This is a genomic window from Mucilaginibacter tolerans (assembly GCF_030519375.1).
Taxonomy (GTDB): Bacteria; Bacteroidota; Bacteroidia; order Sphingobacteriales; family Sphingobacteriaceae; genus Mucilaginibacter.
This window is the reverse complement of sequence record NZ_JAUMKB010000011.1, coordinates 1-25,394: the sequence shown is the minus strand read 5'-3', so window position 1 is coordinate 25,394 and position 25,394 is coordinate 1. Positions and strand designations below refer to the sequence as shown.

General features: G+C 39.6%; 28 protein-coding genes and 1 tRNA gene. 13 read left to right on the top strand and 16 right to left on the bottom strand.

The genetic code is table 11. The annotated features are described in order from the left end of the window. Positions 1-112 precede the first annotated feature (112 nt). Positions 113-892: a DUF3822 family protein gene (locus Q3A68_RS15710; RefSeq protein ID WP_302902061.1), complete on the top strand. Its 780-nt coding sequence runs from the start codon at positions 113-115 to the stop codon at positions 890-892. Next, complete coding sequence (gene rsmD, locus Q3A68_RS15705) at positions 868-1,407, top strand: 16S rRNA (guanine(966)-N(2))-methyltransferase RsmD (protein WP_302902060.1); 540 nt, start codon at positions 868-870, stop codon at positions 1,405-1,407. The genes Q3A68_RS15710 and rsmD overlap by 25 nt, the downstream gene beginning before the upstream one ends. Positions 1,408-1,432: 25 nt before the next feature. Here rsmD and Q3A68_RS15700 read toward each other — a convergent pair whose 3' ends face one another. Both Q3A68_RS15700 and Q3A68_RS15695 read right to left on the bottom strand, forming a co-directional pair. After that, positions 1,433-1,615 (bottom strand): hypothetical protein, encoded by a 183-nt coding sequence (locus Q3A68_RS15700; RefSeq protein ID WP_302902059.1) that lies wholly within the window; start codon positions 1,613-1,615, stop codon positions 1,433-1,435. Between the two features lie 171 nt (positions 1,616-1,786). Continuing rightward, complete coding sequence (locus tag Q3A68_RS15695; RefSeq protein WP_302902058.1) at positions 1,787-2,533, bottom strand: DeoR/GlpR family DNA-binding transcription regulator; 747 nt, start codon at positions 2,531-2,533, stop codon at positions 1,787-1,789. Between the two features lie 60 nt (positions 2,534-2,593). Between Q3A68_RS15695 and nudK the strand changes: the two genes are divergently transcribed. The 3 genes from nudK to coaD are packed head-to-tail and all read left to right on the top strand — an operon-like array spanning position 2,594 to position 4,042. Then, complete coding sequence (gene nudK, locus Q3A68_RS15690; RefSeq protein ID WP_368045686.1) at positions 2,594-3,169, top strand: GDP-mannose pyrophosphatase NudK; 576 nt, start codon at positions 2,594-2,596, stop codon at positions 3,167-3,169. Further along, positions 3,166-3,534 carry a DUF4406 domain-containing protein gene (locus tag Q3A68_RS15685; RefSeq protein ID WP_302902057.1) on the top strand — a complete coding sequence of 123 codons (369 nt, stop codon included), beginning with the start codon at positions 3,166-3,168 and terminating at the stop codon, positions 3,532-3,534. Before nudK ends, Q3A68_RS15685 begins: the two co-directional genes overlap by 4 nt. A 46-nt stretch (positions 3,535-3,580) precedes the next feature. Continuing rightward, positions 3,581-4,042, top strand: coding sequence for a pantetheine-phosphate adenylyltransferase (coaD, locus tag Q3A68_RS15680; protein WP_302902056.1), 462 nt, complete (start codon positions 3,581-3,583; stop codon positions 4,040-4,042). On the opposite strand, the gene Q3A68_RS15675 is transcribed toward coaD, so the two are convergent. Then, on the bottom strand, positions 4,011-4,583 hold the full coding sequence (locus tag Q3A68_RS15675; RefSeq protein WP_302902055.1) for an NUDIX hydrolase: 573 nt from the start codon (positions 4,581-4,583) through the stop codon (positions 4,011-4,013). The genes coaD and Q3A68_RS15675 overlap by 32 nt on opposite strands. Positions 4,584-4,650: 67 nt before the next feature. Between Q3A68_RS15675 and pyrE the strand changes: the two genes are divergently transcribed. The 6 genes from pyrE to Q3A68_RS15645 all read left to right on the top strand — a co-directional run bounded on the left by pyrE (position 4,651) and on the right by Q3A68_RS15645 (position 9,005). Then, positions 4,651-5,292: an orotate phosphoribosyltransferase gene (pyrE, locus tag Q3A68_RS15670; RefSeq protein WP_302902054.1), complete on the top strand. Its 642-nt coding sequence runs from the start codon at positions 4,651-4,653 to the stop codon at positions 5,290-5,292. Positions 5,293-5,367: 75 nt separating this feature from the next. After that, positions 5,368-5,763, top strand: a complete 396-nt coding sequence (locus Q3A68_RS15665) for an SRPBCC family protein (RefSeq protein ID WP_302902053.1) — start codon at positions 5,368-5,370, stop codon at positions 5,761-5,763. Between the two features lie 144 nt (positions 5,764-5,907). Then, the gene (locus tag Q3A68_RS15660) at positions 5,908-6,195 is read left to right on the top strand and encodes a hypothetical protein (RefSeq protein ID WP_302902052.1); all 288 of its coding nucleotides are present in this window, start codon (positions 5,908-5,910) and stop codon (positions 6,193-6,195) included. 143 nt (positions 6,196-6,338) lie between these two features. After that, positions 6,339-7,967: an ABC-F family ATP-binding cassette domain-containing protein gene (locus Q3A68_RS15655; protein WP_302902051.1), complete on the top strand. Its 1,629-nt coding sequence runs from the start codon at positions 6,339-6,341 to the stop codon at positions 7,965-7,967. A 121-nt stretch (positions 7,968-8,088) separates the two neighbouring features. Then, entirely contained in the window at positions 8,089-8,853 is a 765-nt protein-coding gene (locus Q3A68_RS15650; RefSeq protein WP_302902050.1) for a DnaJ domain-containing protein, read from the top strand. 79 nt (positions 8,854-8,932) lie between these two features. Further along, positions 8,933-9,005 (top strand) — tRNA-Lys (locus tag Q3A68_RS15645). 445 nt (positions 9,006-9,450) lie between these two features. On the opposite strand, the gene Q3A68_RS15640 is transcribed toward Q3A68_RS15645, so the two are convergent. From Q3A68_RS15640 to Q3A68_RS15585, 12 genes are all read right to left on the bottom strand, one after another. Further along, a complete protein-coding gene (locus tag Q3A68_RS15640; RefSeq protein WP_302902049.1) occupies positions 9,451-9,789 on the bottom strand; it encodes a hypothetical protein in 339 nt (112 codons plus the stop codon). Positions 9,790-9,979: 190 nt separating this feature from the next. Then, positions 9,980-11,002: a M48 family metalloprotease gene (locus Q3A68_RS15635; RefSeq protein ID WP_302902048.1), complete on the bottom strand. Its 1,023-nt coding sequence runs from the start codon at positions 11,000-11,002 to the stop codon at positions 9,980-9,982. A 41-nt stretch (positions 11,003-11,043) separates the two neighbouring features. After that, on the bottom strand, positions 11,044-11,379 hold the full coding sequence (locus tag Q3A68_RS15630) for a Pepco domain-containing protein (protein ID WP_302902047.1): 336 nt from the start codon (positions 11,377-11,379) through the stop codon (positions 11,044-11,046). Positions 11,380-11,851: 472 nt separating this feature from the next. Next, a complete protein-coding gene (locus tag Q3A68_RS15625) occupies positions 11,852-12,037 on the bottom strand; it encodes a hypothetical protein (protein WP_302902046.1) in 186 nt (61 codons plus the stop codon). Positions 12,038-12,108: 71 nt separating this feature from the next. Continuing rightward, positions 12,109-12,387, bottom strand: a complete 279-nt coding sequence (locus tag Q3A68_RS15620) for a hypothetical protein (protein WP_302902045.1) — start codon at positions 12,385-12,387, stop codon at positions 12,109-12,111. Between the two features lie 195 nt (positions 12,388-12,582). Beyond that, positions 12,583-13,284 carry a hypothetical protein gene (locus Q3A68_RS15615; RefSeq protein ID WP_302902044.1) on the bottom strand — a complete coding sequence of 234 codons (702 nt, stop codon included), beginning with the start codon at positions 13,282-13,284 and terminating at the stop codon, positions 12,583-12,585. Positions 13,285-14,143: 859 nt separating this feature from the next. After that, positions 14,144-14,443 (bottom strand): hypothetical protein, encoded by a 300-nt coding sequence (locus tag Q3A68_RS15610; protein WP_302902043.1) that lies wholly within the window; start codon positions 14,441-14,443, stop codon positions 14,144-14,146. 458 nt (positions 14,444-14,901) lie between these two features. Beyond that, positions 14,902-16,053 carry an AbiH family protein gene (locus tag Q3A68_RS15605; protein WP_302902042.1) on the bottom strand — a complete coding sequence of 384 codons (1,152 nt, stop codon included), beginning with the start codon at positions 16,051-16,053 and terminating at the stop codon, positions 14,902-14,904. Between the two features lie 44 nt (positions 16,054-16,097). Beyond that, the gene (locus Q3A68_RS15600; RefSeq protein ID WP_302902041.1) at positions 16,098-17,402 is read right to left on the bottom strand and encodes a hypothetical protein; all 1,305 of its coding nucleotides are present in this window, start codon (positions 17,400-17,402) and stop codon (positions 16,098-16,100) included. Positions 17,403-17,714: 312 nt separating this feature from the next. Further along, positions 17,715-18,002 (bottom strand): DUF7710 domain-containing protein, encoded by a 288-nt coding sequence (locus Q3A68_RS15595; protein ID WP_302902040.1) that lies wholly within the window; start codon positions 18,000-18,002, stop codon positions 17,715-17,717. Between the two features lies 1 nt (position 18,003). Continuing rightward, the gene (locus Q3A68_RS15590; RefSeq protein WP_302902039.1) at positions 18,004-18,969 is read right to left on the bottom strand and encodes an RHS repeat domain-containing protein; all 966 of its coding nucleotides are present in this window, start codon (positions 18,967-18,969) and stop codon (positions 18,004-18,006) included. Between the two features lie 533 nt (positions 18,970-19,502). Then, on the bottom strand, positions 19,503-20,174 hold the full coding sequence (locus Q3A68_RS15585) for an FRG domain-containing protein (protein WP_302902038.1): 672 nt from the start codon (positions 20,172-20,174) through the stop codon (positions 19,503-19,505). Between the two features lie 425 nt (positions 20,175-20,599). Between Q3A68_RS15585 and Q3A68_RS15580 the strand changes: the two genes are divergently transcribed. Continuing rightward, positions 20,600-22,390 (top strand): DUF6119 family protein, encoded by a 1,791-nt coding sequence (locus tag Q3A68_RS15580; RefSeq protein WP_302902037.1) that lies wholly within the window; start codon positions 20,600-20,602, stop codon positions 22,388-22,390. 233 nt (positions 22,391-22,623) lie between these two features. Continuing rightward, positions 22,624-23,226 (top strand): hypothetical protein, encoded by a 603-nt coding sequence (locus tag Q3A68_RS15575; protein WP_302902036.1) that lies wholly within the window; start codon positions 22,624-22,626, stop codon positions 23,224-23,226. A gap of 130 nt (positions 23,227-23,356) precedes the next feature. On the opposite strand, the gene Q3A68_RS15570 is transcribed toward Q3A68_RS15575, so the two are convergent. Next, positions 23,357-24,793: a cyclodeaminase/cyclohydrolase family protein gene (locus Q3A68_RS15570; protein WP_302902035.1), complete on the bottom strand. Its 1,437-nt coding sequence runs from the start codon at positions 24,791-24,793 to the stop codon at positions 23,357-23,359. Positions 24,794-25,394 lie beyond the last annotated feature (601 nt).

Genomic DNA, 25,394 nt, shown 5'->3' with positions numbered 1-25,394 from the left:
TTAAATCGTAAATCTAAAATCGTAATTCGTAAATCATAATTACATCCAAAAAATATTACTTTTGCCAATAGCTGCTTTACTAACCGCAACTATCTAAAACAATCATATTAACTTGAACACAGATCAACACGCCGATTATACATTATTGATTAAGATTGGCTTAAATTCGTTTTCATATGCTGTTGCGGGTCAGGGTCGGTTGCTTGCCATAAAAGAAAATCTTGAGCTCACCGAACTTGGTCAACCGTCAGATGGTAACAAAATGTTGGCTGCTGATTATAATCAACATATCGTTAGTATTCCCCACACAGGTTTTACCATTGTTCCTGCAAGTTTGTTCAATCCTGAGAAAGTAGCTGATTTTGCACGTTTCCTGGATGTAAAACGCAATGAAAAAGTTTTCTCGCAGCCACTCGACGCCGACAACCAGGTGATCTTTAAGGCAAATACAACATTAGTTGATTTAGTTGCTGAAAAGTTTGGCATCAACAGCATTGTATTTGCACCAAAAGGCTGGATAAAACTCACTGCGGCAAACAATCCGGCGGATAATGAGATCTATGTTAATGTGGAAGGCAACAATGTCGAATTCCTGAACTTTAAAGGAGATAAGCTGCGTTTTTATAACAGTTTTGAGTTTATGATACCGGATGAGCTGGCTTATTTCGCTACGCTCGTTGCCACAGAACTGCAGTTGCAGCCGGGTGATATTACGCTTGTTTTAAGCGGAGCTATTGCTCCGGAGGATGAAAATGGTATTCGCCTTGACCGTTTCTTCGGCAAATTGAAATTGAATACCATGAGTGCGCTCGCCTTGTCAGGGCAGACTGCCTCGCAAGAGATATTAACCCTCACCGCTTTATCGCTATGCGGATCATCGGAGGTAATTTAAAGGGGCTCAGGCTTAATCCGCCTAATAATTTGCCCGTACGCCCTACTACCGACCTGGCAAAAGAAGCCCTGTTCAACATCCTGCAAAACCAGATCGATTTTGAAAATATCAAAGTACTGGACCTTTTTACCGGAACCGGGAATATCTCTTTTGAATTTGCTTCAAGGGAAGCAGCACAGGTTATCTCGGTCGACCGCAGCATACATTGCATCAATTACATCAAGGATACCGCGCGTCAGCATCGTTTAGAACAGATCAAGACTTACAAAGCTGATGTATTTAAATATCTTGAGTTAGAAACGGATCAATATGACCTGATCTTCGCTGATCCGCCGTATGATCTGAACCGCATCCCGGAGATCGCTAAAGTTGTTTTTGATAAAAACCTGTTATTGCCAGATGGATTATTAATTATTGAGCATCAATCGCTTCAAAATTTAAGCAATCACCCGGCTTTTGTGGAGCAGAGGAAGTATGGGCATTCATCGTTTTCATTTTTTAGGGCAGCAGAATAGTTTTAACATTTCTCTATTTCGATTTCTACAACTTTAAAAGCGCTGTAATGTAATCTTCATGCTGTTCCATATAACGATCTATCAATATCGCCTTTAATTCTTCCTCGTTTTGATGCAGGATATCAAATCCTACAGGTTGAACGGTGTACTGATGGAAATTATCAACCCATTCTTTCGAAATCAGTTTTCTCTCTGTTAGACCGTCCAACTAATGCTGATTGTAAACGTCGAATATCCGTTCCAGTACTTTATTTAAATTAAATGATTTTTGATATTCTGGCATTCGATCAATCAAAAACAACACTAAAATTGTCTCAAATATGTCTTGTTTCACCATTATCTAATTTAAATTACTTAATTTATTAAAGCGTAACCTAAGTTAAACACTAATCACATTAACACCATTCTTCCTTAAAAAGGCTAATTCCTCCCATTGTGAGTTCGTAATAACAGTATTGATCATCGCTAACTCGCCAAATCGCAGATAACTCTCCTTCCCTATTTTGCTTTCGTCGCATAATAAATACGTTTTCGAACTATGCGATGCAAAAGCCTGGGTAATTTCCGCCTCCAGCTCGCTGTTGGCGAACAAGCCCTTGTGCGAAATGCCGTCTACTCCTAAAAATGCTTTATGGGCTTTGTAACGGGCTATATGTTCATTAGCCACCGAGCCATGTACCGCCTGACGCTCGGCATTAAACTCTCCGCCTATGATATTTAATGACACCAGGCTATTCTGCAACTCATATACTACCGGAATGGAATTGGTAATTACTTTGATCTTCTTCCCCTTAATAAACTGGCATAGCCTGAACACCGTGCTACCGCAATCCATAAAAATAATATCTCCATGTTGGATCTGTTCGGCTGCAGCACGGCATATTTTATCTTTCGCCTCTACATTTTTGGCTGCTTTATTAACAAACTCATGCGGTATCTCTAAGGGATTCACTTTCATTGCGCCGCCGTGGGTGCGGTATAGCAATCCGTCACTCGCCAATTGGTTCAAATCGCGGCGGATAGTGATTTCTGAAATATTCAGTTCGACGGCTATTAGTTTCACATCTACCTCCCCTTCAGTATTCAGCTTATCCAGGATTATTTGCTTTCTTTTTTGAAAGTTCATTTATTATGTTTTAATTTGTTCAAAAATAATCAAAATAAATCAAAAACAATCAAATTCATTTTGAAAAATTATAAGATCATAAAAAGAGAATTGCTATCAGACAACTGGTATGTCCTGAACAAAATCACTTACGAAACTCATTATACGGACGGCTCGGTAACAGTGCAAAGCCGCGAAGCATATGATCGCGGTAATGGGGCTACTATTCTGTTGTATAACAAAGCACAAAAAACCGTGATACTTACTCGCCAGTTCCGAATCCCAACCTATGTAAACGGAAACGAGACCGGCTACCTGATAGAAAGCTGCGGCGGCCTTTTAGATAAAGATAATCCTGAGGAATGCATCAAAAGAGAAACCGAAGAAGAAACTGGCTACAAAATCGCCGACGTCAAGAAAATATTCGAAGTATACATGTCGCCCGGCTCGGTTACCGAGCTGATCTATTTTTTTGTCGCTGAATACTCCAAAGAGATGAAAGTGAGCGATGGCGGCGGCATTGAGGAAGAAAGCGAAGACATTGAAGTACTCGAAATTCCATTTCAGCAAGCTTTAGAGATGATAAAAACAGGGGAGATAAAAGACGGCAAAACCATTATGCTTTTACAATATGCGCAAATCCATAACCTGATATGAATATTAAACCACTAACTATTCTGGTCGCCGGGCCTTATCGCTCGGGTACAAATGACGATCCCATGCTGATGCAACAAAACCTGGAGCGCTTGGAGTCGGCTGCATTAACATTGTTCCGCGCAGGGCATATTCCGCTCATCGGCGAATGGATGGCTCTGCCTTTGCTGAAAATGGCCGGGTCGAAGAAAACAGGCGATGAGATATACCAGGAAATATCCTACCCTGTTGCCCACCGTCTTATTACCAAATGCGACGCGATATTACGCATGGAAGGACAGTCAACCGGAGCGGATAACGATGTAAAAGTAGCCCGGGAACTTGGTCTGCCTGTTTATTATCATATCGAAGATATCACAGGCAATTAATGTGCTAAAGGATTATTACTTTTGGTGAGCTAAGCACAACAAAACTATGAAGATTGCTCTCTTCCCAGGCTCGTTCGACCCGGTTACCAAGGCCCATGTTGATATTATTAAACGATCAATGGGATTATTTGACAAGATTTATATTGGTATCGGCGACAATAGTTCAAAAAAAGGATTGTTGAGTGTTGGTCAGCGCGAACAAATGCTCAGGGCAGTATTTGAGAATGAGCCTAAGATTCATGTAGTTGCCTACGATGGGTTAACTGTTGAATTTTGTCGAAGTATTGGAGCAACCTACATGATTCGCGGCATACGTACAGTGTCCGACTTTGAGTATGAAAAAGCTATAGCCCAGATGAACCATGCACTGGCCTCTGATATTGAGAGCATTTTTATAGTAAGCAAACCAGGCTATTCATCTATTAGTTCAACCATCGTACGCGAAATATTGCGTTACCAGGGCGATGTTAGCCAGTTTATTCCGAAAGAGGCACTGGCTTTTCTGTAAACAGGTCCATTTTTGCCAGCACATCCATTATTGACGGAAAGGTATTCTTTATAATAGCCTCGATATGCCCTTTCCTGAACCAGCGTACCGACGTAATTCCTTCTTCTTTTTGCGGTTTAAGTTTGCCGCTACCCTTATAACCCATCTGGTACCAGTAGGTTCTCTTCAACACCACCTCGCCTTTATAAGTATAGGTATGATAAGTTTTGCATATACGTGCGCCAATGCTGTTTACCATAATCCCACACTCCTCTTCCACCTCGCGTACCGCGCCTTCGCGTTTAAGCTCACCCTTTTCAAGCTTGCCCTTGGGCAGATCCCATTTTTTATTGCGATAAATAAACAGGTATTCTCCCTTTGAATTAATCACCATTCCGCCCGCTGCTTCGATCACCGTGATGCTATTCATCACCTTTTTAAGATATTCTTTAGCGTCTGTACAGTGTAGGAAAAAGAATTTATTCCCCGGCTTTCCATTATACTTAGTGTAAAAAGCTTTCAGATCAAATGTCTGAGCATCAATTTTTTGATATCTTTCCACATGTTTAGGAACTGACTGGGTTATCAATATAACTTTTTCGTTGATATAAATTCTGTACTTTTGGGCCATGTTTAATAAAAGTGAGATAGAACAACAAGTAGCGGAGTTCCTGCTGCAAATTAAAGCAATTAAATTGCAACCTGATAATCCTTTTACCTGGGCCTCAGGCTGGAAATCACCAATCTATTGCGACAATCGTGTCACCCTATCCCATCCAACCATACGCACCTATATCAGGCAAAAACTGGTGCAAGTTATCCAGGAAGAATTTGGTTCTGCGGGCTGTATTGCTGGAGTTGCAACAGCAGGTATCCCACAGGGTGTATTGGTTGCGCAGGAATTAGGACTCCCTTTTATTTACGTTCGCTCTAAACCAAAAGACCACGGCACCGGAAGCATGATCGAGGGTGAAGTAATCCCAGGTCAAAGAGTAGTAGTTATTGAGGACCTCATCTCGACCGGCAAAAGCAGTCTTCAGGCAGTTCAGGCCTTGAGAGATGCGGGTTGTACAGTTGCCGGCCTTGCTGCCATTTTCAGCTATGGGTTCGATCAGGCAACTGAAAACTTTCATGAAGCCAAATGTAAATTCTATACGTTATCAAACTATAATGCGCTATTAAAATACGCTGAGGCAAACAGCTATATCTCCGCTGATGAATCAGAAATATTGAGAAAATGGCGTGTATCGCCCTCTACCTGGGGACAATAATTAAAGTCTTATGTCAAGAGTACTGAGTTATGAGTCTTTTACTCATAACTCGATACTTAACACTCTAAACTACCTATGACTATTTTTGAAAGCAAAACCAATATTAACAAGTCAGTAAATGAGGTATATCAGTTTCTGGCTGATATGAATAATCATCAGCAACTGATGCCTGAGAATATTGTGAATTGGACATCAACGCCTGATGAAGCCCGGTTCGATATTCAAAATATGGGGAAATTAGCGCTAAAGATTGATAGACGGATGGAGAATACTGAAATAAACATCATCCCTTCTGAGAAACCGCCCTTCGATCTGCAACTCAACTGGAAACTGGCCGATGCCGGAACACATACCGAGGTTCTCCTTACAATCGCTGCCGATTTAAATATGATGATGAAAATGCTGGCAAGCGGACCGCTGCAAAAACTAACAGATCACGAGGTACAGAGTTTAGCTGAAGTGCTTGGGTAATTTGTTGTTCGTAACCCACGTAAACTTCGTACTCTACAGCCATGGGTAGCGTCTCAGTTTGAAAATTAAAGCTTAGATTGGCAAATATGCAGGTGAGGAATTTTTGCGAAACATTATATTTGTGAAAATACTCATCTAATAGACATGAGTGATAACATCGCAAATCCATATTTCAAGTCAAAAAAGATTTCGATGATCATATTGGCGGTAACGGCCATCATTTGTTCCAGAATGCTTTTCTTCTTTTTCAATGACCCTGAAGGCCCAAATCTTTTAGTAGTTGTAGGTCTGGCACTGGCTGTATATTTTTTATCTTATGTGGCATATGCATTCGGCCCTTCCAAAATGAATGGTATTAGGAGACTTTCGGCGGTAATTTGCATCCAAATACTATTGGTTACCGGCCTCTATTTTTGTATGAAGTGGTTTTAATTTTTATTTGATAATAAAAGGAGAACTATGTTCATTTATCAAATTTCAAACTGAAATATTACCCCGCTCTGAATAATATAAGTTGCTGAACCCGATGAAATTCGGCATAATAACCGTACTTTTGCGGCAAATTAAAGTGCAGCATGATTACAGTATCCAATCTTTCATTACGCTACGGTAAACGTACACTGTTTGAAGAGGTTAATTTAAAGTTCACCCAGGGCAATTGCTATGGCATCATAGGTGCCAATGGCGCCGGGAAATCTACTTTCCTCAAAATCCTTTCGGGTGAAATCGACCCAACAAGCGGTTCGGTAAGTTTTACACCCGGTGAGCGTATGGCTGTTTTGAGCCAGAACCATTATGCTTTTGACGAATTCACCGTTATAGAAGCAGTGATGATGGGGCATAAAGAAATGTATGCCGTCATGAAGGAAAAAGACGCCATTTACCTGAAAGAAGATTTCACTGATGCTGATGGTGAGCGTGCTGGGGAGTTGGAAAACCTTTTTGCTGAAATGGATGGTTGGAATGCTGAAAGCAATGCCGCCACATTATTAAGCAATCTTGGCATCAAAGAAGAATTCCATTATCAATTGGTTAAAAACATTGATAATACCCAAAAGGTGCGTGTATTATTAGCGCAGGCACTGTTTGGTAAGCCAGATATATTATTGCTTGATGAGCCTACCAACGATTTGGACATCCACACCATTAGCTGGCTGGAAGATTTTCTGGCCGGATATGAGGCTATCGTATTGGTGGTATCCCACGACAGGCACTTCCTGGACACGGTTTGTACCCACGTAGTGGATATCGACTTTGGCAAGATGACTATCTATACTGGTAACTATTCGTTCTGGTATGAGTCGAGCCAATTGGCATTGAAACAACGTGCCGATCAGAATAAGAAAATGGAAGATAAGGTGAAGGAGTTGCAGGAGTTCATTCGCCGCTTTAGCGCCAATGCTTCTAAATCGAAACAGGCGACCAGCCGTAAGAAGGCTTTGGATAAAATCAACCTGGACGAGATACAGCCATCAAATCGTAAGTACCCTGGCATCATATTTAATAATTTGGGACGCGAAGCCGGAGACCAGATACTACGGGTTGAAAACCTGAGCAAGTCGTTGAATGGTGAGTTGTTGTTTGACAACATCACTTTCACTGTTAATAAAAACGACAAGATCGCTGTCTTGTCTCAAAACAGTTTGGCTACTACCGCTTTTTATGACATCCTGATGGGCCGCGATAAAGATTTTAAGGGCGAATTTAAATGGGGTGTCACCATCAATCCCGCGGATATTCCTGCTGACAATGCTGAATATTTTAAAGGGAAAGATGATAACCTGATCGACTGGTTGCGTGAATATTCTCCAGGCGAAAAAGACGACCAGTTTATCCGTGGATTTTTAGGTCGTATGTTATTCTCGGGCGAAGAAGTGCTGAAGAAAAGCAATGTACTGTCAGGTGGCGAAAAAATGCGCTGCATGATCAGCCGGATGATGTTGCAACAGCCAAACGTATTATTGTTTGATGAGCCAACCAACCACCTCGATCTGGAATCCATCACTGCATTGAACAATGGCATGCGCGATTTCAGAGGAACTATTCTATTCACCTCACGAGATCACGAGTTGACACAAACCGTTGCTACCCGTATCATCGAACTAACACCAGGCGGCTATATCGATAAGCTGATGGATTATGATGAATATATCGATAGTGATGTCGTGCAGAAGCAACGAGACGACTTGTACGCAACTGCATAATCTGCAGACGAATCATATAGAGCGGCCTTCATTTGAGGGCCTTTTTTGTTGGCATATTTTTGGCACGACTAAACTATAATCTAGAAAATTAATCAAAACAACATACCGTATTTGATTAATAATGAAGGATCTGTACTACATCCTCGGAACTGATCGTAACTGTACTCCGCGTGAGTTGAATGCTGCCTATCAAAAGCTGGCCCGGAAGCTTCAGCCCGACGAAAGGGAACATGATTATTTTCTCGAAGATCATTTTAAGGAGATCACAGAAGCCTATCAGGTATTAAGTGACCCCGATCAACGCCGCAAATATGATGCGGCCTTTAAAAAGAACTATCAGCGGCGTTTATATTATTTCAAGATCAGGCACCTAAATATTGTTGCTACCATTGCACTGCTGTTGTTTACAGGCTTATTTGGCTGGTATGTGATGAAAATGCTCGGAAGTAGCAATAAACAGAAAAAAGTAGCCGCATTAGCGCCTGTGGCGCAAGCTCCGGTAATAACTTCACCGCCAGGCTTTCATCACAAGAAAAAGCACAAGGTTAAGTTAGAAGCACCTCTTATTAATCAACTAGCGGTATTGGCAAAGGACACTGTGATTCATCATAGTATAAAACCTGCTCCGATTATCGCCAGCAAACCAACAGTCATTCAACAAGATACAATTCAGAACGAATCATCTTCCAACTATTCCATTTATTTGCAGGCAAATGCAACAGGCGTGATCTACCTGCACGAATTACCAAATTATACCTCTGCGGTAATAAGCAAAATCCCGGACCACTCTAAAGTTACTGTGGTAGAAAAAGGCAGGCAGTTTTATAAGGTAGTATATAACGATCAGACCGGTTATGTGCCTAAATGGAAGGTGGCAGATCCATAAATTGAATGTTACAATTTTATTACGGCTTCGTGCTTTCGGAGTAAGGAAATTTTTCGTTTATTTGCCAACCAAAAAATCCGACTCCGTAGCTCAGTTGGTAGAGCAACAGACTCTTAATCTGTGGGTCCTGAGTTCGAGCCTCAGCGGGGTCACTGAAACGTACTAACCTCTTAGTCTTGACTGAGGGGTTTTTTATTGCCTTAATGTACTGTTTTACAGCAAAGTACACAGTTAATAAATCTATTAATTAATTGTTTTGTCATACTTCAAGCTGATTCAAATATATGTTAATGGATCAGTAAAGGATTGCCTTTGGTGCAGTTTGGGTGCAGTTTTACTTTTAAGGTGGTAGTTGAACTATGTTTTTCATGATAAATAAGCTAAGTGTGAATGAATAATTATTTTAGCCATCACTCAGGTTTGGTGCGATCAAGCAAGGAAGGAAACGGAATAAATGGGCAATGTAAGGCATGTGGGTTTATGCCGTAGTCTTTCTTGCGCTTCAGAAGCACCAGCCCTAACTTTGCTAAGATAATTATGCATTTTCAACCACCTACAGCCCTACGTTACAATCCAAGAAAATGAAGATATTCTGCTTTATAGGGGTATAGAAATTCCTGGATTAGTGAATTCGGAAGCGCCATCGACCTCGTTCGATGAATATAGGTTGTTCGTGGTAATTGCCACGTCTTCAACTAAGGTCCATTGGTAACTTCCGCCATTGGGAATCCAGCGATCTACTTTCCATTTCTTGTCATGTTCCCAATGATCAGAGTATTTCCCATTGACTGTAGGATAGCCATAAGCTTTACCATAAGGCAATTGCTCACAATCTATTCTTTCTACGACGGCGTAAAACTCATCTCGCCAATTGGCTCTTCGTACTGCGAATGGGGTCTTTCTACCTATTGAATCCCAGATTTGAAAAATGTTCATACTACTCATGAGCCAAATATACATTGTGCTCTCGCCTTATTAATCCATGAAATTTAAAAAATCTTACTTTATAGAGGTATGTTAAAACTTGGATTGGTGGAATGTTAGTTAGACCTTCCTACTTGTCTTCTTATAAGATACAGCGTTAATTGCGCTCATGATTATTCAAACTCATTTCTCCTAATCGACATCATAAAGAATTTCTTATCAAGAATTCTTGCAGGTTTAAAAGTACTGGTTCACGGTATTTTTTAAATGATTCAGCTAAAGACAATGCTAGCTGTATATCAATAAAAGGATAATTTGAATCTAGCAAATCGACCATTTGGGTCATTCTAATCGTTGAAGATGGATGTGTAAAGTGAGGATTATTCTTTTCAAATCTATTTACGAATAAAGTTTTTATGATCGGATCATTCATAAGAAATTGCAATAAATTGTCTAATTCGAATAGAAGTGTAATTGCCGCGACGGACACTGTATTAGAAAGATCAATTTCATCTTGGTGAATACTTTCCTTATGGAAAAGAAGTAAATTTATGCCTACCCGATCTGCTTCTAATTCCTCTTCAAAGTTCTTTTGTATAAAATCCTGGTCATTAATGACCAGATTACTTGTTAGATGCCCAGATAAAGCATGACCGAACTCATGTGCCAAAACAAATTTTGTGCAAGCAGCTGAGACAAGACTAAAAATAACATATTGTTCCCTCGACCTAATTTCTAAGCGTGCCCTTGGTCTCGCATTGAAATCTAAAAAAAGATAGGTAATCAGTAGATTGCTTAAATTCATCGCGAAAACTCGATCAGTATAGCCCTCATTAATATTATTAGACGCATTTAACGCCAATAATGTCATAACTTTTGATACTTCGTGGGTTAAATAAATAAATCCAGAGTTTATTAAAAAAAGATAGCCGCTTGTCGTTAAACGACATTCCGCATTCATTGAATGGGTTGGAAATTCGCCAGAATAGCAATTTATATCAGGAAGATTTGGATACTCGTTGTTTACTTGACGGCAAAGGTCTTCATGAATTCTATGAATGCTGTATAAATTAGCACCACTTAATATCGGATGGCTCCGAAAGCTTTTAATGGCATTAATTAATTCATTTCTGTCATAAGGGGTAGAGCTGTTTCGTTCAAAAATCAATTCGTAAATAACACGATTGGCTCGAATTACCTCTTGCGTAATTGGAGATTCTTCCAAAATAAGGAAATAGGTACGAATTATATTGTCGTCCGAATATATCATTTTAAATCAAAGGATACAGTTATTGCAGAGCTTGATTTAAGGCCTCCTTTCAAGCTGCCTATTAACCCCACCTCGCCTGATGCCTCAATTGCTAGTGATACCGTAATTGTTGTGACTTTAGGGTTCTCTGAATTGGGAATCTTTTGAATCATTTCTTTGATGCTCGATACGGTGAAAGCCAGGTTATCACCAATCTCATCGATTGTGAATTGCTTTATACGCGAGGAAGTTTCGTTCAAAATCTTATTTACATCAGGAAATGCGTTCTTAGCTTGATTTGATTCAGCGCTATCAACGATGACGTTAATTATTCTTTCTTTGTCCATATTCATTTTTCGTAGAGTTAATAACAAGATTTCTATGCGTTACTTTAGAATTCCAAAGTGGTTTAAGAAAACAAATTGAAATCTAAAGCCTTAGATGCTTATTGTAATAAATAGCATTCTTCGAATGCTGGTCGTGAAGACAATGTAATAAAAGATCAGATTAATTTATACCGTAAAAACACCCATATTTACTGCTACACTTTTTCGAAAATAGTGGTTATTAAGCCCCTTTTTATTAACTGTCGCAAAATGAGATTCTCGAAAATAATTGTTATTGCTGTATTATCCTGACTTTTTACAAGGTATATTTCGCCAGTAAACAGTTAAAGAACATTTTCTTGACAAGGTGTATTAAGAATGCCCCTTATAATAAGAAATGTTCAGAGTTGCTAACATCATCTATATCGTGTCTTTTAATCGAGTATAAAGGGTTATGATAGCCTTGATAGCGAAATTAGGTTTTTAGTTAGGACTATGTTTATTCGATCAATGCATCATAGATTTGATTACAAATCCAACAAGGAGGCTTCTTATTTTCGTCTTTAAATATTGGGAAGTTATCGTCTTCCCTTAGTTCAAAGTAGTCAAATATTCCACCCCTGCCGGCATTATCTAAAAACCATTGCTGGTTAGCATTCTCAACCTTAATAAGAAGTTTGTTCATTGTATGCTTGTTTCTTTTAGGCAAGATTTTCATCTTATATACGAATAGATAGTGAGGTTAAAATAAAAACGTTATGCTTCAAATACGGATTTAAATGCTTGGACAATATCTTTCCAAATTTCGCCTGGCAACTCAGATTCTTTGACCTGAGAAATAAACCATCGGTTATTGTATCCCCATATAATATGATTGCCAAGTTGATCGTGTTTAAAGTTATTATTAATTGGCGGGCGCTGTTCAAACCAATGATGATACTCTTGTTCGATATTATCTAGCAGAGCATCAAAATCTTCCTCTTTTTTCACCCGATCTTCTCCGAAAAGCAAGACACGTTCTTCTCTTTCGTTCATAAAGTTCTGATCTTTCTCTAAGGTAATATATTTATACGATAAATTAACCCTTGACGTTAACCCAACGTCAACCACAATGTGACAGGGACGATAAGAAATATAAGAATGGGTTGTTAAACCTCCTTTTATGAACTGTCGTAAATTCAGAAAATAGGCTTAAGTTGGCTTTGAGGGCATTTCTTTTGCTTCTCAATTTCATTCATCAACATCAAAAGTAAACATTACTCCTGTAGACATAATTCTGTCCTTCCTGCTCATCATATTGTATAAGGTTTCAAAGTTTGGCGAGTCATCAATTATGCCTTCCTTGCATTGCATCATCAAGTCGGCTATGAAATATTCCAGCTTCCAGCCAGCTGTGTGTTCCCCATAAAATTCTATCGGCAAAAGGTTTGAGATATCGCCATAAGTAGGTATGTAGCCTTTACCGTAAGATTTTAACGCTTCTGCAAGATGGTCTTTACGCATTATCCGACAACCGACCTCATTCTCGTGTGGCACTTCGATATTAAAGTTGTATGGAACTGACATTGTCATTGGAATTGTCAAAGGATTATATAGCATATAATGCATTGTCATTTTGAACTTATCTTGAAATGCTTTCATTGCCTGTTGTTGTTCACTTTCAACACTAAATGCCTGATATTTGGATTTCGTGGTAAACATATACACCTTGTCGGCAACCAATTCATTATGATACTGTTCTGGCATTAATAAACTTCCCAATCCATAGTATCGTTCTTCCACGCTTTCGTTATACTTTAAAGGGTCAGCATAAAGATTCTTTGATTGCAGGTAGACCATCTTGCTTCTAAGTATCTTTCCTTTTCTTCTAAAAACTAAAATCAGCCCAATATCGGCTACTTCCCATATACCGTAGTGCCTACCTCTACCCATAAAATAGCTTTTGACGTAAATCGTCCAATTTGAGGGAAGTTTGACTGGACCTTGTCTGCCTAACCAATATTTAACGAAATGTTCGTTAATACTGTCTTCAGAAGTAGATGGATGAAGCGACAAGTCTTTACTTATCTCATAATTACATTGTGCAAATTCATCCCTCATGAATTCGAGAACGTCGTTGGGTATATTGAGCATATGTTTAGGCTTGAACCCAAATATAAACCTTTTTACTAAAAAAAAGTGCCTTGTATAACATTGATTCGACTACGCAGAGGTTCGTGAGCGACGAATGATACCCAACTACGAAATACTACCTTGCAGCGTAGCAGCTATGTGGGTATGAGAAGCTAACTTGGTGAGGGACATTTACATATTAAGGTGCTACATTGACTAACCCACATCTATTCATAATTATACCTTTGGGCGATGAAGATTAGAAAGAAAGAAGTCAAGGCTCAACTGCTTGCTGTGGATTGCAAATGTTATTACTGTGGGTTGAACTTCAATATTAACCCTATATCTGAAGGCCAGCCATTGTATAAGAAGTTCAGTTCATATTCAAGAATGTCCATTATCAATCTACCTTTTAAAGAAGAGTCTGAAATTGGGCAAACGTTAGCACATCAATGGTGTCACAACAAAACTGTTCTTATGTCTGATGAGGAGAAGCTTAGCTTTAAGATACCTTAACTCAGCAGTATTCAGAGCAAGATGGCTTACCCTGGCTAGATGGAAAGTTAATTAGGCGCTATTTACAGAACCGTGGTAACTTGATAGAATTGATGAGAGGAGTAGATGAACTGACTAAATGAGAACACTAGGCTGTAGCCTAGTGTTCTCATTTACTATGATCTTATATATGACCTTCGTGCGGTTCGTGTGCATGAGGCTCGCGATCAGCACTGCCACCTCCATTTCCACCATGTTCACCGTGTGGTTCGCCGCCACCTTCATGAGGATGAGAATCATTAATATTTCTAGACTCAACATTCCCATCTGCTCTTTGCTCGAATTCAGTGCGTACACCGTTCGATAAAGAAACTTCGGTATGAACTATATCATGTGGGCCAGGTGGGTTAACATGATCGACCGTTACTTGTGTTCTACCATTAAAATCAATGGTTTTGATTTCCCTTGTTCCGTCAGGTCGCACATTTGTTTCTACACTTCGTACTTGCGCGAAGCCTACGCAAGATAACAGCAGCAATATTACTACTAATGCTAAGGTTTTCATATCGTCAGTTCTAATTGTGATGCCTACTCTTAGGATTTTCGGCTACGTCCATTAATTTACAGTAGGATGCAGATGTTTTTAATTTTCCATAAGAGAGAAGAAAATATTTTACCGATCTCCTTTAGAAGCTATTAAGAATAGAAAATCAAAGGCAAGCTTGTCATTGAGTGGTTGCGAAGGCTCATGTCCGACGAATGATACCCAATTACTAGATACTACCTTGAAGTGAAACGGCTATGACAGAATGAGAAGCTAACTTTAAAAGAGGACTCATGTTACGTAAATTTATAATGAGTGGCATCTTGGCGTTAATTTGAGGTAAGTCACTATCATAGTCTGAGCTTACCACTAAAGTTAATCTATGCTTACAAAGTAATTTAGGCATCGTCATGCTGAGGCATACGTTCACATTGTGGCATTTTCACAATTCTTTTACGCATTAGGGCCTTATCCTTGAAGTGACGAGCTATCTCAAAGGTAGTATCAGTATAGTTGTTTGCTTCTTCCGTGCCCCAATAATATACTTTCAGTGATCTACAGTTAACATGTTCGAATAGCATATGCAGCATGGTTCTATCTGACAGACCGCAAGAGTGGCCAAGAACGAGAATTTGAAATTCTTCCCCGTCGACGAATCGAATCAGGTTCTGGTAGTTCCGAGTTCTCAAGTACCAAAAAGATTTAATGTGTTCAAACCATCCTTTAGAAGGATGCTGCTCAATCTGTTCGTATCGCCTGTCTAATTCATCCCCAAAACCGAACACAATTGGATTAGAACTATCAGTTAGTGTTCCATGCAAGTAGTTAAGTTCTATTCTTTGTTCATTTCTCTCTCGCTCACTGTAATACTGTTCAAAAGTGGAAGTGTAATTAAAGTTGACTACCATGGTTCGATTTGGCGCGTGATCTTTGAACTGATCGCCACTCAACTCACTGGTTAAGGATTCGAGGTCGTCTTTATGAACGTAGTCACTAAATATTTTAAAATATGATTGTATTAGTTGAGGTGCAGGTAAGGAAAGTAGATACAGTCTAAGGTTTTCAATTATAGTTCGCATGCCATCATTAATTATCCTAAGCTCAGATTCGACTAGGTCAGGATAATTATCATTTCCCTGCAAAAGCCTGGTGATTGTGCGGTAAAAGACTGCTTCCACGTCAACCCAACGATGAACATTGCACTGATAAACAATAGCGTCTAAGAGAGATGTGTTACTTTTGATTATGTAGGGATAATGAGGCGTTCTCCCATCCCAACCCATCCAGACAGGCCCAATACTTCGTAGATCAAGGCTTTCGTTGTATGATTGATTCACCCAATACAATATATCATCGAAATTGCGGTTTCCTTCTGCTGAACCTCGATAGTCATCGTTTACAGACACCTCTAATAGTCCATCCTTATATTCACCATCGTTGCTGCATCGGTGGATAGATTGTGCAATATACCACTTTATGAAGTGGGTATATCCAGTCTTTAATCCATGTGCTAAATCGAAACCATTACCAAGAAGAATGAGTCTGTTCATACGAGATATTGAAAAGTAAAGTGGCTAGGGCATTACTTAACACATTACTCAGTCGCTGGCTCCTCACCGATGTTGACATCCTTGCTCTCTTTTCTCTTTTTAAGCAGCGCAGGCCTTTTGCTTGGGCCATAAACCCTTGCTAGCTCTTTTGCAAGAGAAGGAACTGCTTTGAGTGCTGCCAGAAATGCATCAGAAGCAACTAATTCATGAAGTGGACTTCCATGTGTTTCTGTTTCTACCAATCTCAAAGGAGCCTCATCAAAGCGAGAGAGGGCTGAAGCAAATAGTTTTTCTTCTAACTCAGTGTCTATTCTAGCAGCTTCTCGTCTATATCCCTCGTAAGCTTTCGCCACCGAAGATTTGAATGCATAATCTTCAGATAGTCTGAATCTCTGCGAGATCTGCTTTGTCGCCAGCCATGCTAGCCACACCGGTGCTGCAACGCTGAATAACGACAACAGCAATTGTAACCAAATAATGCTCCAATTTAGTTGTGGAGCGGCTAACGATGCCTCAAGAGATTGGTATCGCAAAACTCCTATCGTTACACCGCCACTAAGAGCCAATATTAAACCGACCAACCACCACCACATTGAAGTATCTAACCGCTCCGCTCTTTCGTCAAACGCAGCTGCAAGGCCTGTAGATGTAGCAATTCTCAATACCTCCTGAGACTGAGCAACAATTTTTTCTGCTTCCGCTTCTAAGTCTTTTAAAGATAGCGCTATTCTTCCTGCATCAGCTTCATGAATTTGTATCTTTCCTATATTTTCTGCTGCGTCCGTAGAAACGTCGGCTACCTGTGAACGAGCTGCCTTCAAGGCTTGGAGATCAGTAGGAAGAGACTCCGCTGCTTCAGTAGCTTCTTCAATAAGCTTGATTTGGCGTTCTAACTTTTCTTTATCTGGCTGCAAATCATCTATCGCTGATTGCATAGACCTTAACCGTGACGCGAGCTTTGATGGAATTGCCTTGCTATCTGATATTTGTTCCCAGCCCAAAATAGGATCTAAAGTGCGCTCTAATACTTCAAGCGTCAATAAATACGAACTGATCGCAGTTGCTGAATTCGATGTAAACATCTGAGCAATCGTTGTGGCATGTAGTAACGACAGTTGAGCTGGTACCAGTTTAAGATTTTCTTCTAGCGGCTTAGGAAGGTTTGATACATCAGCGGCAACAATTTTGTTCGAAAGTGCCAATGGAAACCATGAAAGTTCTCTTCTGGTGACTGCCGGAGATTGCCAACCATATACTTCTATTAGTGGCCTATTTTCTTCGGTTGCGCCAAGTACTTTATCAGATAAGTCTCTCAGCGCATCGGTAATGTCAAGTAAGATTGGATGCATGGATTTAAATGGTTAAGGTGATGCTAAGATAACTGATATACTTGAAATTACAAACCTAATCGAATGCGATCAGAAGTTCGACGAGTCCGCTAAGACAGCGCAGAGAAACGAAGCTGTCGACGAGCTGAGTTCAGGTCTCCATAGAGTAAGCCGCCAGGCGACTATGGAGTATGTTTACACCAGCGTAGTGAGAACGAAGCGCAGCATGACTTTAACTTATTGTGGGTTATAGATGGTTTGTTACAGCATGCTAAGACCAGGCGTGATTATAAAAAGTAAAAGCCCAACACTGTGGTTGGGCTTAGTATTCATTTATATCAACTCTCCGTACTCATAATGAAAATGTTCTTGACTGCCTGATGTAAAGCCCTGAATAAATTGTGAACTTTTATGACTATCTTTTTTTATTGAAAAGAGATCATTTTCTAACGCCCAATCATAAACACCTTTATTTAATGGATATTCAGTTAGTAATCCTGATAATTTATGTTTTTTAATCCATTCTTCTGCTATTTGTTGAGAAGTAAAAACCCCACTAGAGAATCTTCCCTGTTCTCCATGAAACACCCAAATTGATCCGTTATTGAACTCTTTATTCATTTTATTTTGATTGATAATTAAACCATTTACCTATTTTTCTTACAGCTGATCTTATTTCAGACTTAAACTCATCGACTACACCTTGTTGTTGGCCTGTTAATTCAGGGCTTCCTTTTAAAGGTTTTCCCGCAGAGCCAATTTTTGTACCTTTCCCTCCTCCGTTGACATGTAAATGAGGAGGACCGTGATCGCCGCTCTTAGTATAATGAACAATCTCACCTCCATCTTTTTTTGCGATCGTTCTGCCGGGTAATGTAGGTTCAGTAAATGATTTCTTAGCTGCCTGTGCCGCAGACCCAGCTGTCACACCCTCTGGTTCTTGTTTGGCAAAAAAAGACCCTGTCGTTCCTTTGCTAAGCATTGACAAACCACCGGCCACGGTTATTCCGTCAACGGCGTGCCCACCTAAGTCCTGCATAAGGGTTCCTCTCGGCACCTCTTGCATAACAGTTGAATATGTCCCGTCTGAACCTAACACTTGCGTCGCTTCCCATTTCATTCCTGGCTTATTCGGAGTAATTCCAACAGCATCTCCTGCATTGTAAGCGAGTTTCATAACTGATTCTTTAACGCTCTGGACAAAGCTTCCGAATGCCAGTCCTATCTTAACAGCATCTAATTGTCCATTATCGTCTCCGGGACCTCCATCCGGATATCTACCATCTGGGTCGGTATTCTTGATTGGATTATCAAATACATAGCCATATGGTGTAACGGCTTCTTGTCCTGCTTCAACTAAAGGATCGATCATGCTCCACCTTGTTATAACAGGATCGTAAAAGCGCGCGCCATAATCATACTCACCTAATTCCTCTTGTAGCTCTTTCTTATTGTAAAGATACTCATGTGTGGGGCTGGAACTATAGCAGTGTACTAGCCCTGCTGTTATCAAAGAACGGTTGTAAATAATAGAGGAGCAAGATAGCCACTTGTTGTTAGGTACGCAAATGCGAGCCGTCCAAACCACCGTAGAGAAACGGAGGTGGTGCGAGTTAAGTGAAGGGTCTCAGCGGAGAAAGCCGATAGGCGACCGCTGGGTATGCTATGCACAAGCGTTTGGCGAAACATTTGACCTGTAAGGCTACAGCTTGGGCTAATTCAAATGTTATGACAATCGCGCAGCCCGAAACGTTGGCGCAGGCGAGTAAAATATAGATGAGCGATTGACTGAAGATCTGTTGAGCGTTGCAAGCTTCACCTGGTCGATAGACCAAGTGAAAAGCGCAGCACAAAGTGAAACTAATCTTCAGACAAAGAGAGCGAATATGGAGCAACGTCATTTGCTGATTCAAAGCCTATGACAGATCGCGAGAGCGGTGTAGTTCAATGTGGCGTAGCCTCTTTGGACGAAACGAAATCAGGCATTGTGCTTTGACAGCATTTCAGTTGCGGAATACCTTTCTATCTGGTGTGTGTGAGGCCTCTGCGATGGAAAGGAATAAGCAAAGCCTGCCTTTCTCGGTCTAAGCAACCAAATCGAGTAAGGCAGGCGGGGGCTTATTAATATCGCCAATTTAGGTATTGCGTTAGGCCTTCAAGGTCAGGGAATAGCGAAGATGAGTTGATCCCAAGTTTGTCCAATACCAACAGTATTTCTTCTCTCTTCTCATTGTCAATATCTAATCTCACCAACTTGGTGACATAGGTATTGTTCCTGTCCAAGGGTATAAACTTACCCTTGTCGTCTAGATACTTATGGGTTGTAAACCAACCGGCTTGAGCAGTTATCCTTTTTGTGATATGGCTGGGTTTAAATGCCTTCGTCTTTCCTTGATTCATGGGTGAACCTTTGTGTATGTCGGCGAGCTCATCTTTTGATACTTCCAATATCCACACAGATCTCTTTTTAACCGTTGATTCCTTTTCAAATGCAAACCAAAGCGCTACCAGTGGATTGGAACTCCAGTCCAACAGTCTAGTTTTTAACCCGTGATGCTGTGCCAAAGCCAATAAATCCCAGGGGTTGTTTAAAACATCGTTTGGTATCCAACTTCGGCCTTGTAGCTTAAATTCTTCAATCAAGTCGTTCTCACGATCAGTGAATCCAGTAGTTACACTAAGTCTAGCGATTCGTGGCATTAATCTCCAATCTGCATCCTCTTGACCCCGATAAAGTAGTAAGCTTTCTGATACAAACCCAGAAACACTGGCATCCGCGTGTACCCATTTCATATAGTCCATGAAGTCTTTCACTTTGTGGGTAGCGTATCGATGGAGAGTCAACATCTTCGATTTAAGTAAAACAAATATAACTATAGCGCTGAAAATATCAATCTGTTTCCGTGATGTTAGAATCGAAGCATAGGGGAGCAGATTACCGCAAGTTAACGATCAATTTTATATGCAGTCAGTGAAATAGTAATGGACTTATCCATCATGCTATTCAATGCGGCCATTCGATCAGCTCTGTTTGATGGTTTGTTAGGGTTACCGGAAGCTGAGTTATCAATATCAGCGAATTCTCCACTTCGAATAACTTCCTCACGAGCAACTTGTAAACTAACCACGACATTAGTCAGATATTATTATTTTTCAATATTATTGTAAATTTAACTGCGTAATTACCAGCAATTTATTAAACCTAACCTTTTTAGCTTATGTCAGACAGAATTCAAAACAGCTTTTACTTGCTTAAAGAGCAAGTAATTGAATTCAAGGAAGCAAGCGGCAAACGCACGCAAAAACAAATTGATCTTCCTTATCTTAAGAAACGTTTTAAAAACAAGGGTTACAAAGAACAAAAGCTGAAACCCGTTACCTATAAAGATTATGATATCAGCCTCTTTTACAGGCGAAAGCCGTCCGCTGTAAAATGGAAAGATTTCATTGCGACTATTGCAGACCCTGACGCTGATATTCTCAAATACCCCGATGCCATTGCCGAAAGTTTTATTCTTATCCTTATCAGCAAGGTCACAAACAAGTTTTTTGCAGTTACTGGAGGATTCGGGCATATCGATATTCAGGAAGTTGCCACAACCGACCTTGGTATTGAAATCCTTTCACGGATTGTAAAAAAGGAAGACAAAGCCTTGCGAGCAACTAAGGAACAAAGTTTTACCGGCGGTGTACAAGGCGCAATTAAGTTTTTCAGAAATGACTACAATCTTAACGACAACGAAAGTTTCGGGGTCATTTATCAAGAGCTAACTGCCTCTATTGACAAATCCAAGCTGGTTAACATGTTTGGTTTTTCAATTGAAGATTTGCGCTCAAACAGCACTTGTATTGCTAAGAATTCATTTTCCCTCAAAAAATCATTGAATTTCAAGGAATTGCTCCGGGTGATATCTGCCTGTGAAAAGATTCTGAAAAATAGTCCTATCGTGCAGATTAACGCCGTCACGAAGGTCAACAAAAACAAAACCGCTCTTATTAACAGTTTAAATGCCACCATTGACCAAAATGTATTCGCTGTCTATCAAAAACCAACCTCATCATACAGTATCGAAATAGGCCATAAAGATTTTGAAAAATATTTCCAGGCACAAAGAACGACGATCACGTTTTGGTACGCGCGAAAATTGCATAGCGAATCATTTGATGATCCTATCCGTGATATCCAATCACTTGTTAGCGTATTTCGTGATAAACTGCCAACCTTGTCAAAAGAAGATTTTGACAAGGTGATTGACCGAGGTATAATCCGTACGGAAGATGCCGATGGAAATCTATTAACAAACGATTTTATCCGCGATCATTATTGTACCGAAATTCGACATGCTGGAAAAAGTTATTTCCTCATCGAAAAAGACTGGTATGAGATCAGCGTTACCATGATAGATAGCATAAATCAGACCTGCACCGGCTTTGTAAAAGATCGACAATATCAAGGACCTCAAGTTAACAAGTGGCGGGCCACCCACACTGACGAAAATAAATACAACGCTTCCTATATTGGGCAACCTAACAGCCTCGTGTTTGATAAAATCACTCCATCCAATATTGAGGTATGTGACATTGTTAGATGGGATAAGGACAATATTTATCTATATCACGTGAAACAAGGGTTTGACAACTCGATGCGGGACTTGTGCAACCAGGTATTTATTTCCGCTCGAAAAGTGATAGAAGATTCAAAAATCAAGTTCGATTTTGTCGGGCAATTATATGACAAACTAGCTAATAACAATGGCAATTCCCCCTACATCAAAAAAGCGAAAAAACAGCTGCAAACAATCACCCGCCAGCAATTTATCGATTTATTCATCGCACGAAAGATCGTTTTCGTTCTTGCGGTAATGGACACTTCCCGGGCAGGCACCCGTACCTTACTTGGTAATATGACTGATTTTGAATCCAATATCGCCAAATTCTCATTGAACGAGCTAACAAAAAGCATGAGAAATCTCGACGCGACATTCCAGGTACTACAATTATCGAAATAGCGATCTGATCAAAATACATCTCTAAATTTATTTGTAGTCCTCCCAGGCACTTTTATATAGCCATTTTCTTTTGCTACTTTTCTTTGAGGCGTTTGAAGAAAAGAAAAGTAGCCCCAACAGGAAAATTAAACTATTATAAATTAGATACAAATTGCTAAATTTATAATTAGTAAAGCCAGAAACACTTGAACCTTAAAACAAAAAAGCTTTTAGCGCGCGAATTCCTAATTTTAATGTCAGCAGTCATATTGACCTTACTCTTTTTTTGTTCAATATATATCTATAATTATTCTAAACACTATCAACTTAACCGGTTAAATAACGTTATTTTTCTGAATTCGTTCCGGGCTGACAGTCTCAAAAAAACTTATGATACTAAATTAAATAATCAAGAAAGCTATTTCAATAGCGTTACGAGTGAGTTTGATTTAACCAAAAGCGAATACAATACAAGCGATAAGCTTTGGGAGAGATTAGCGTTTTTAGCAAAAACTGACAGTATTAAAAATAGATGGGATGAGCAAAATGGAAATTTTAGAACCTTTCATATTAAACTAGGCTATAACAACCCCATAAGTTTTAAGAAGTTTATAGAGTCAAATATTTTGACTAATCAAGAGATCACTAATTACAATAAAAGAATTGATATTAATAAACTGTTAATACAATTAAATCAACAAAGGAATATCAAAGAAACTGAAATAATATCCCATCAAAATCAACTTGATTACAGTGTGAATTTATTAATTATTCTGCTTGTAATTTTATTTGGAATAAGATGCCTCGTTTATATTATTATCAAAAGTGTGAAAATATTAAAACAGCAAAGCGAATAGTGAATAGGCTTGTGCCGACATTTTAGACGCTTGCTAAAAGGCGTAAATCTGCTAAAAAGGGGTTCGAAAAGTTTCCCCAGGGGCTAAATGGACAGTGACCAAATATCAAAATTAGTTGGTTTCAGTTTTACTATGCTGACAATTTGGAAAAAACAGCCGATTCAACATCGACTAAACCAAGTTCTTCCAACCGAATAGCCATTGCTTCGACAGAAACATTAAATACCTTCGCGATGGATTTGAATGGGGTTCCATAAAATGACTCTGCAGAAGAAATAATCCTTGATAGGTCGCGAGGACTCTTTAACTTAGATTGAAATAAATGTACACTGCCCCCGGTTAATGCAAAGACATTATCCTCATTAATAGAGAATTTATCCATATAAAACATTTCTTGAAAAAGCTTTCTTACTTGCTTCTCCGGCATTAAAAAATATGTTGCAAACTTATCTGCCTGTAGCTCGATTGATTCTCTTGGCGCCCCTCCAGAGCCGTCCATTGCTCTATCGCGATGTAAAACCGTTTCCCTATGTAAAAGTGCATGGCCAAGTTCGTGCGCTAAGGTAAAATTTTGAACTTCAGGTGAAAACTTTTCAGAAATACCAATTGCCTTATTTTTATTATCAATTATTCCAGCAACCTCAGCTGACTCGCCATATATGTTATACATGCCGAGCGATTCCCGCCTTACAATTTTGTAATCTAACAGCTTTTCAATAGCAAAATTAGGCCTTAAGATTTCCCGAGGGTCTTCTGGCTTATTTTTTTTCCAAACAATATCCCGGTACTTCCATAAAATATTTTGAAGGTTCTTGGCAATATTTTCAATGTCGGCGTTCGATAAGTTTTTGGACTTTAAGGCATTATCTTGAAGTATTTCAACTTCGCTTCTAAGGGATAGATTCCTTTCGACTTCTCTTTCAAGAGCCCTAAGGTTGTCATTTGCCATCACAAGCAATCTCTCATGATGTAGTTTTATCTCGCTCGTGATGAATCTAATTTCTTCAACCCAACTTCTATCGTCGATAGTAAGGAAGTTTAAATTGATTATCGATAAACAGCCCGCAACAGCAGCAATTGCACTATTCAAAGCGACACCCGAATCTCCTCTGGCAGATCTAAACCCATTGTTGAATATAAATATCGCAAAGTCGCCCAATTCGACACATAATTTCGCGACCTCAACTAATGTTTCTGTTGCCAATTTTAGCGCGACTTGAGATGCTTGATCTAACTCTTTACTTTTTCTAAATCCATTTTCTTTGTCTCTTGCTATGCGCAATTTTATAGCGGAATCGAATTGGTCGGAATCTTGTTGGAATAGTTCCTCTAGTCTAGGATAAATACGAGCATCAATTTCTGAAGATATTTTTTTAAGTTGTGGTAGAACTGATTGATATTTATTTCTATGCTTTTCGCTGCTTGTCAGGTTTATTACGGTCGAAATCAATTGAGCAGACAACAGACCTTGTAAAGCAGTGGCACTTCCGGAGCCGGGAACGTGATTTCCCAGTCCGAATTTTCCAAGGAGAGTTTCAGTCGGCAACTTAATTAATTCAACATCCATAAAGACCTTTTAATCAAGATTCTACTGGTTAAATTTACGGATATTAGCCTGAACTCCCAATAGTTAGTCTTATACTGTGACGCAGACAATAAAAATCTCAAAGATATTTCCATGAAACAACTGGCCCCTAGGGAATCAAACCCCTTTAAATGTTGGCAAAAGCTTTTAGATTCTGTATAAATTGGTTCGAAAAAAGTCCCATGGGGTTCACCAAAAGTGTGTAGCCTCTTAGTTCTTCTAAGGGGCTTTTATTTCATTAGGACTAAAAGTAACCGGACAAATGGCCCATTCGTTGAATTCAGTTTCCATTGCAAAAAATCTGAGACCGGGCGACATTGTCCGGATATTCAAAGGAAATCAGTTGTGGTGTCGTACCGAACCATCTGCGGTTGTGTTTTACAAACCGAAAGTTGTTTCTTACATTTACAAAATACCAATACCTTTAACCGATGGCAGAGACTTTACATATAGGAAGAAAAATAAGCCGCATTCGCGAGTTACGTGGCATGAAACAAGAAGCTCTTTTGCGACACGAAAGTTGCTCATTTTGATTCTGAATACTCTTCAGTGAGTTAGTGCTGAAACTCATCCCCAATTTCAG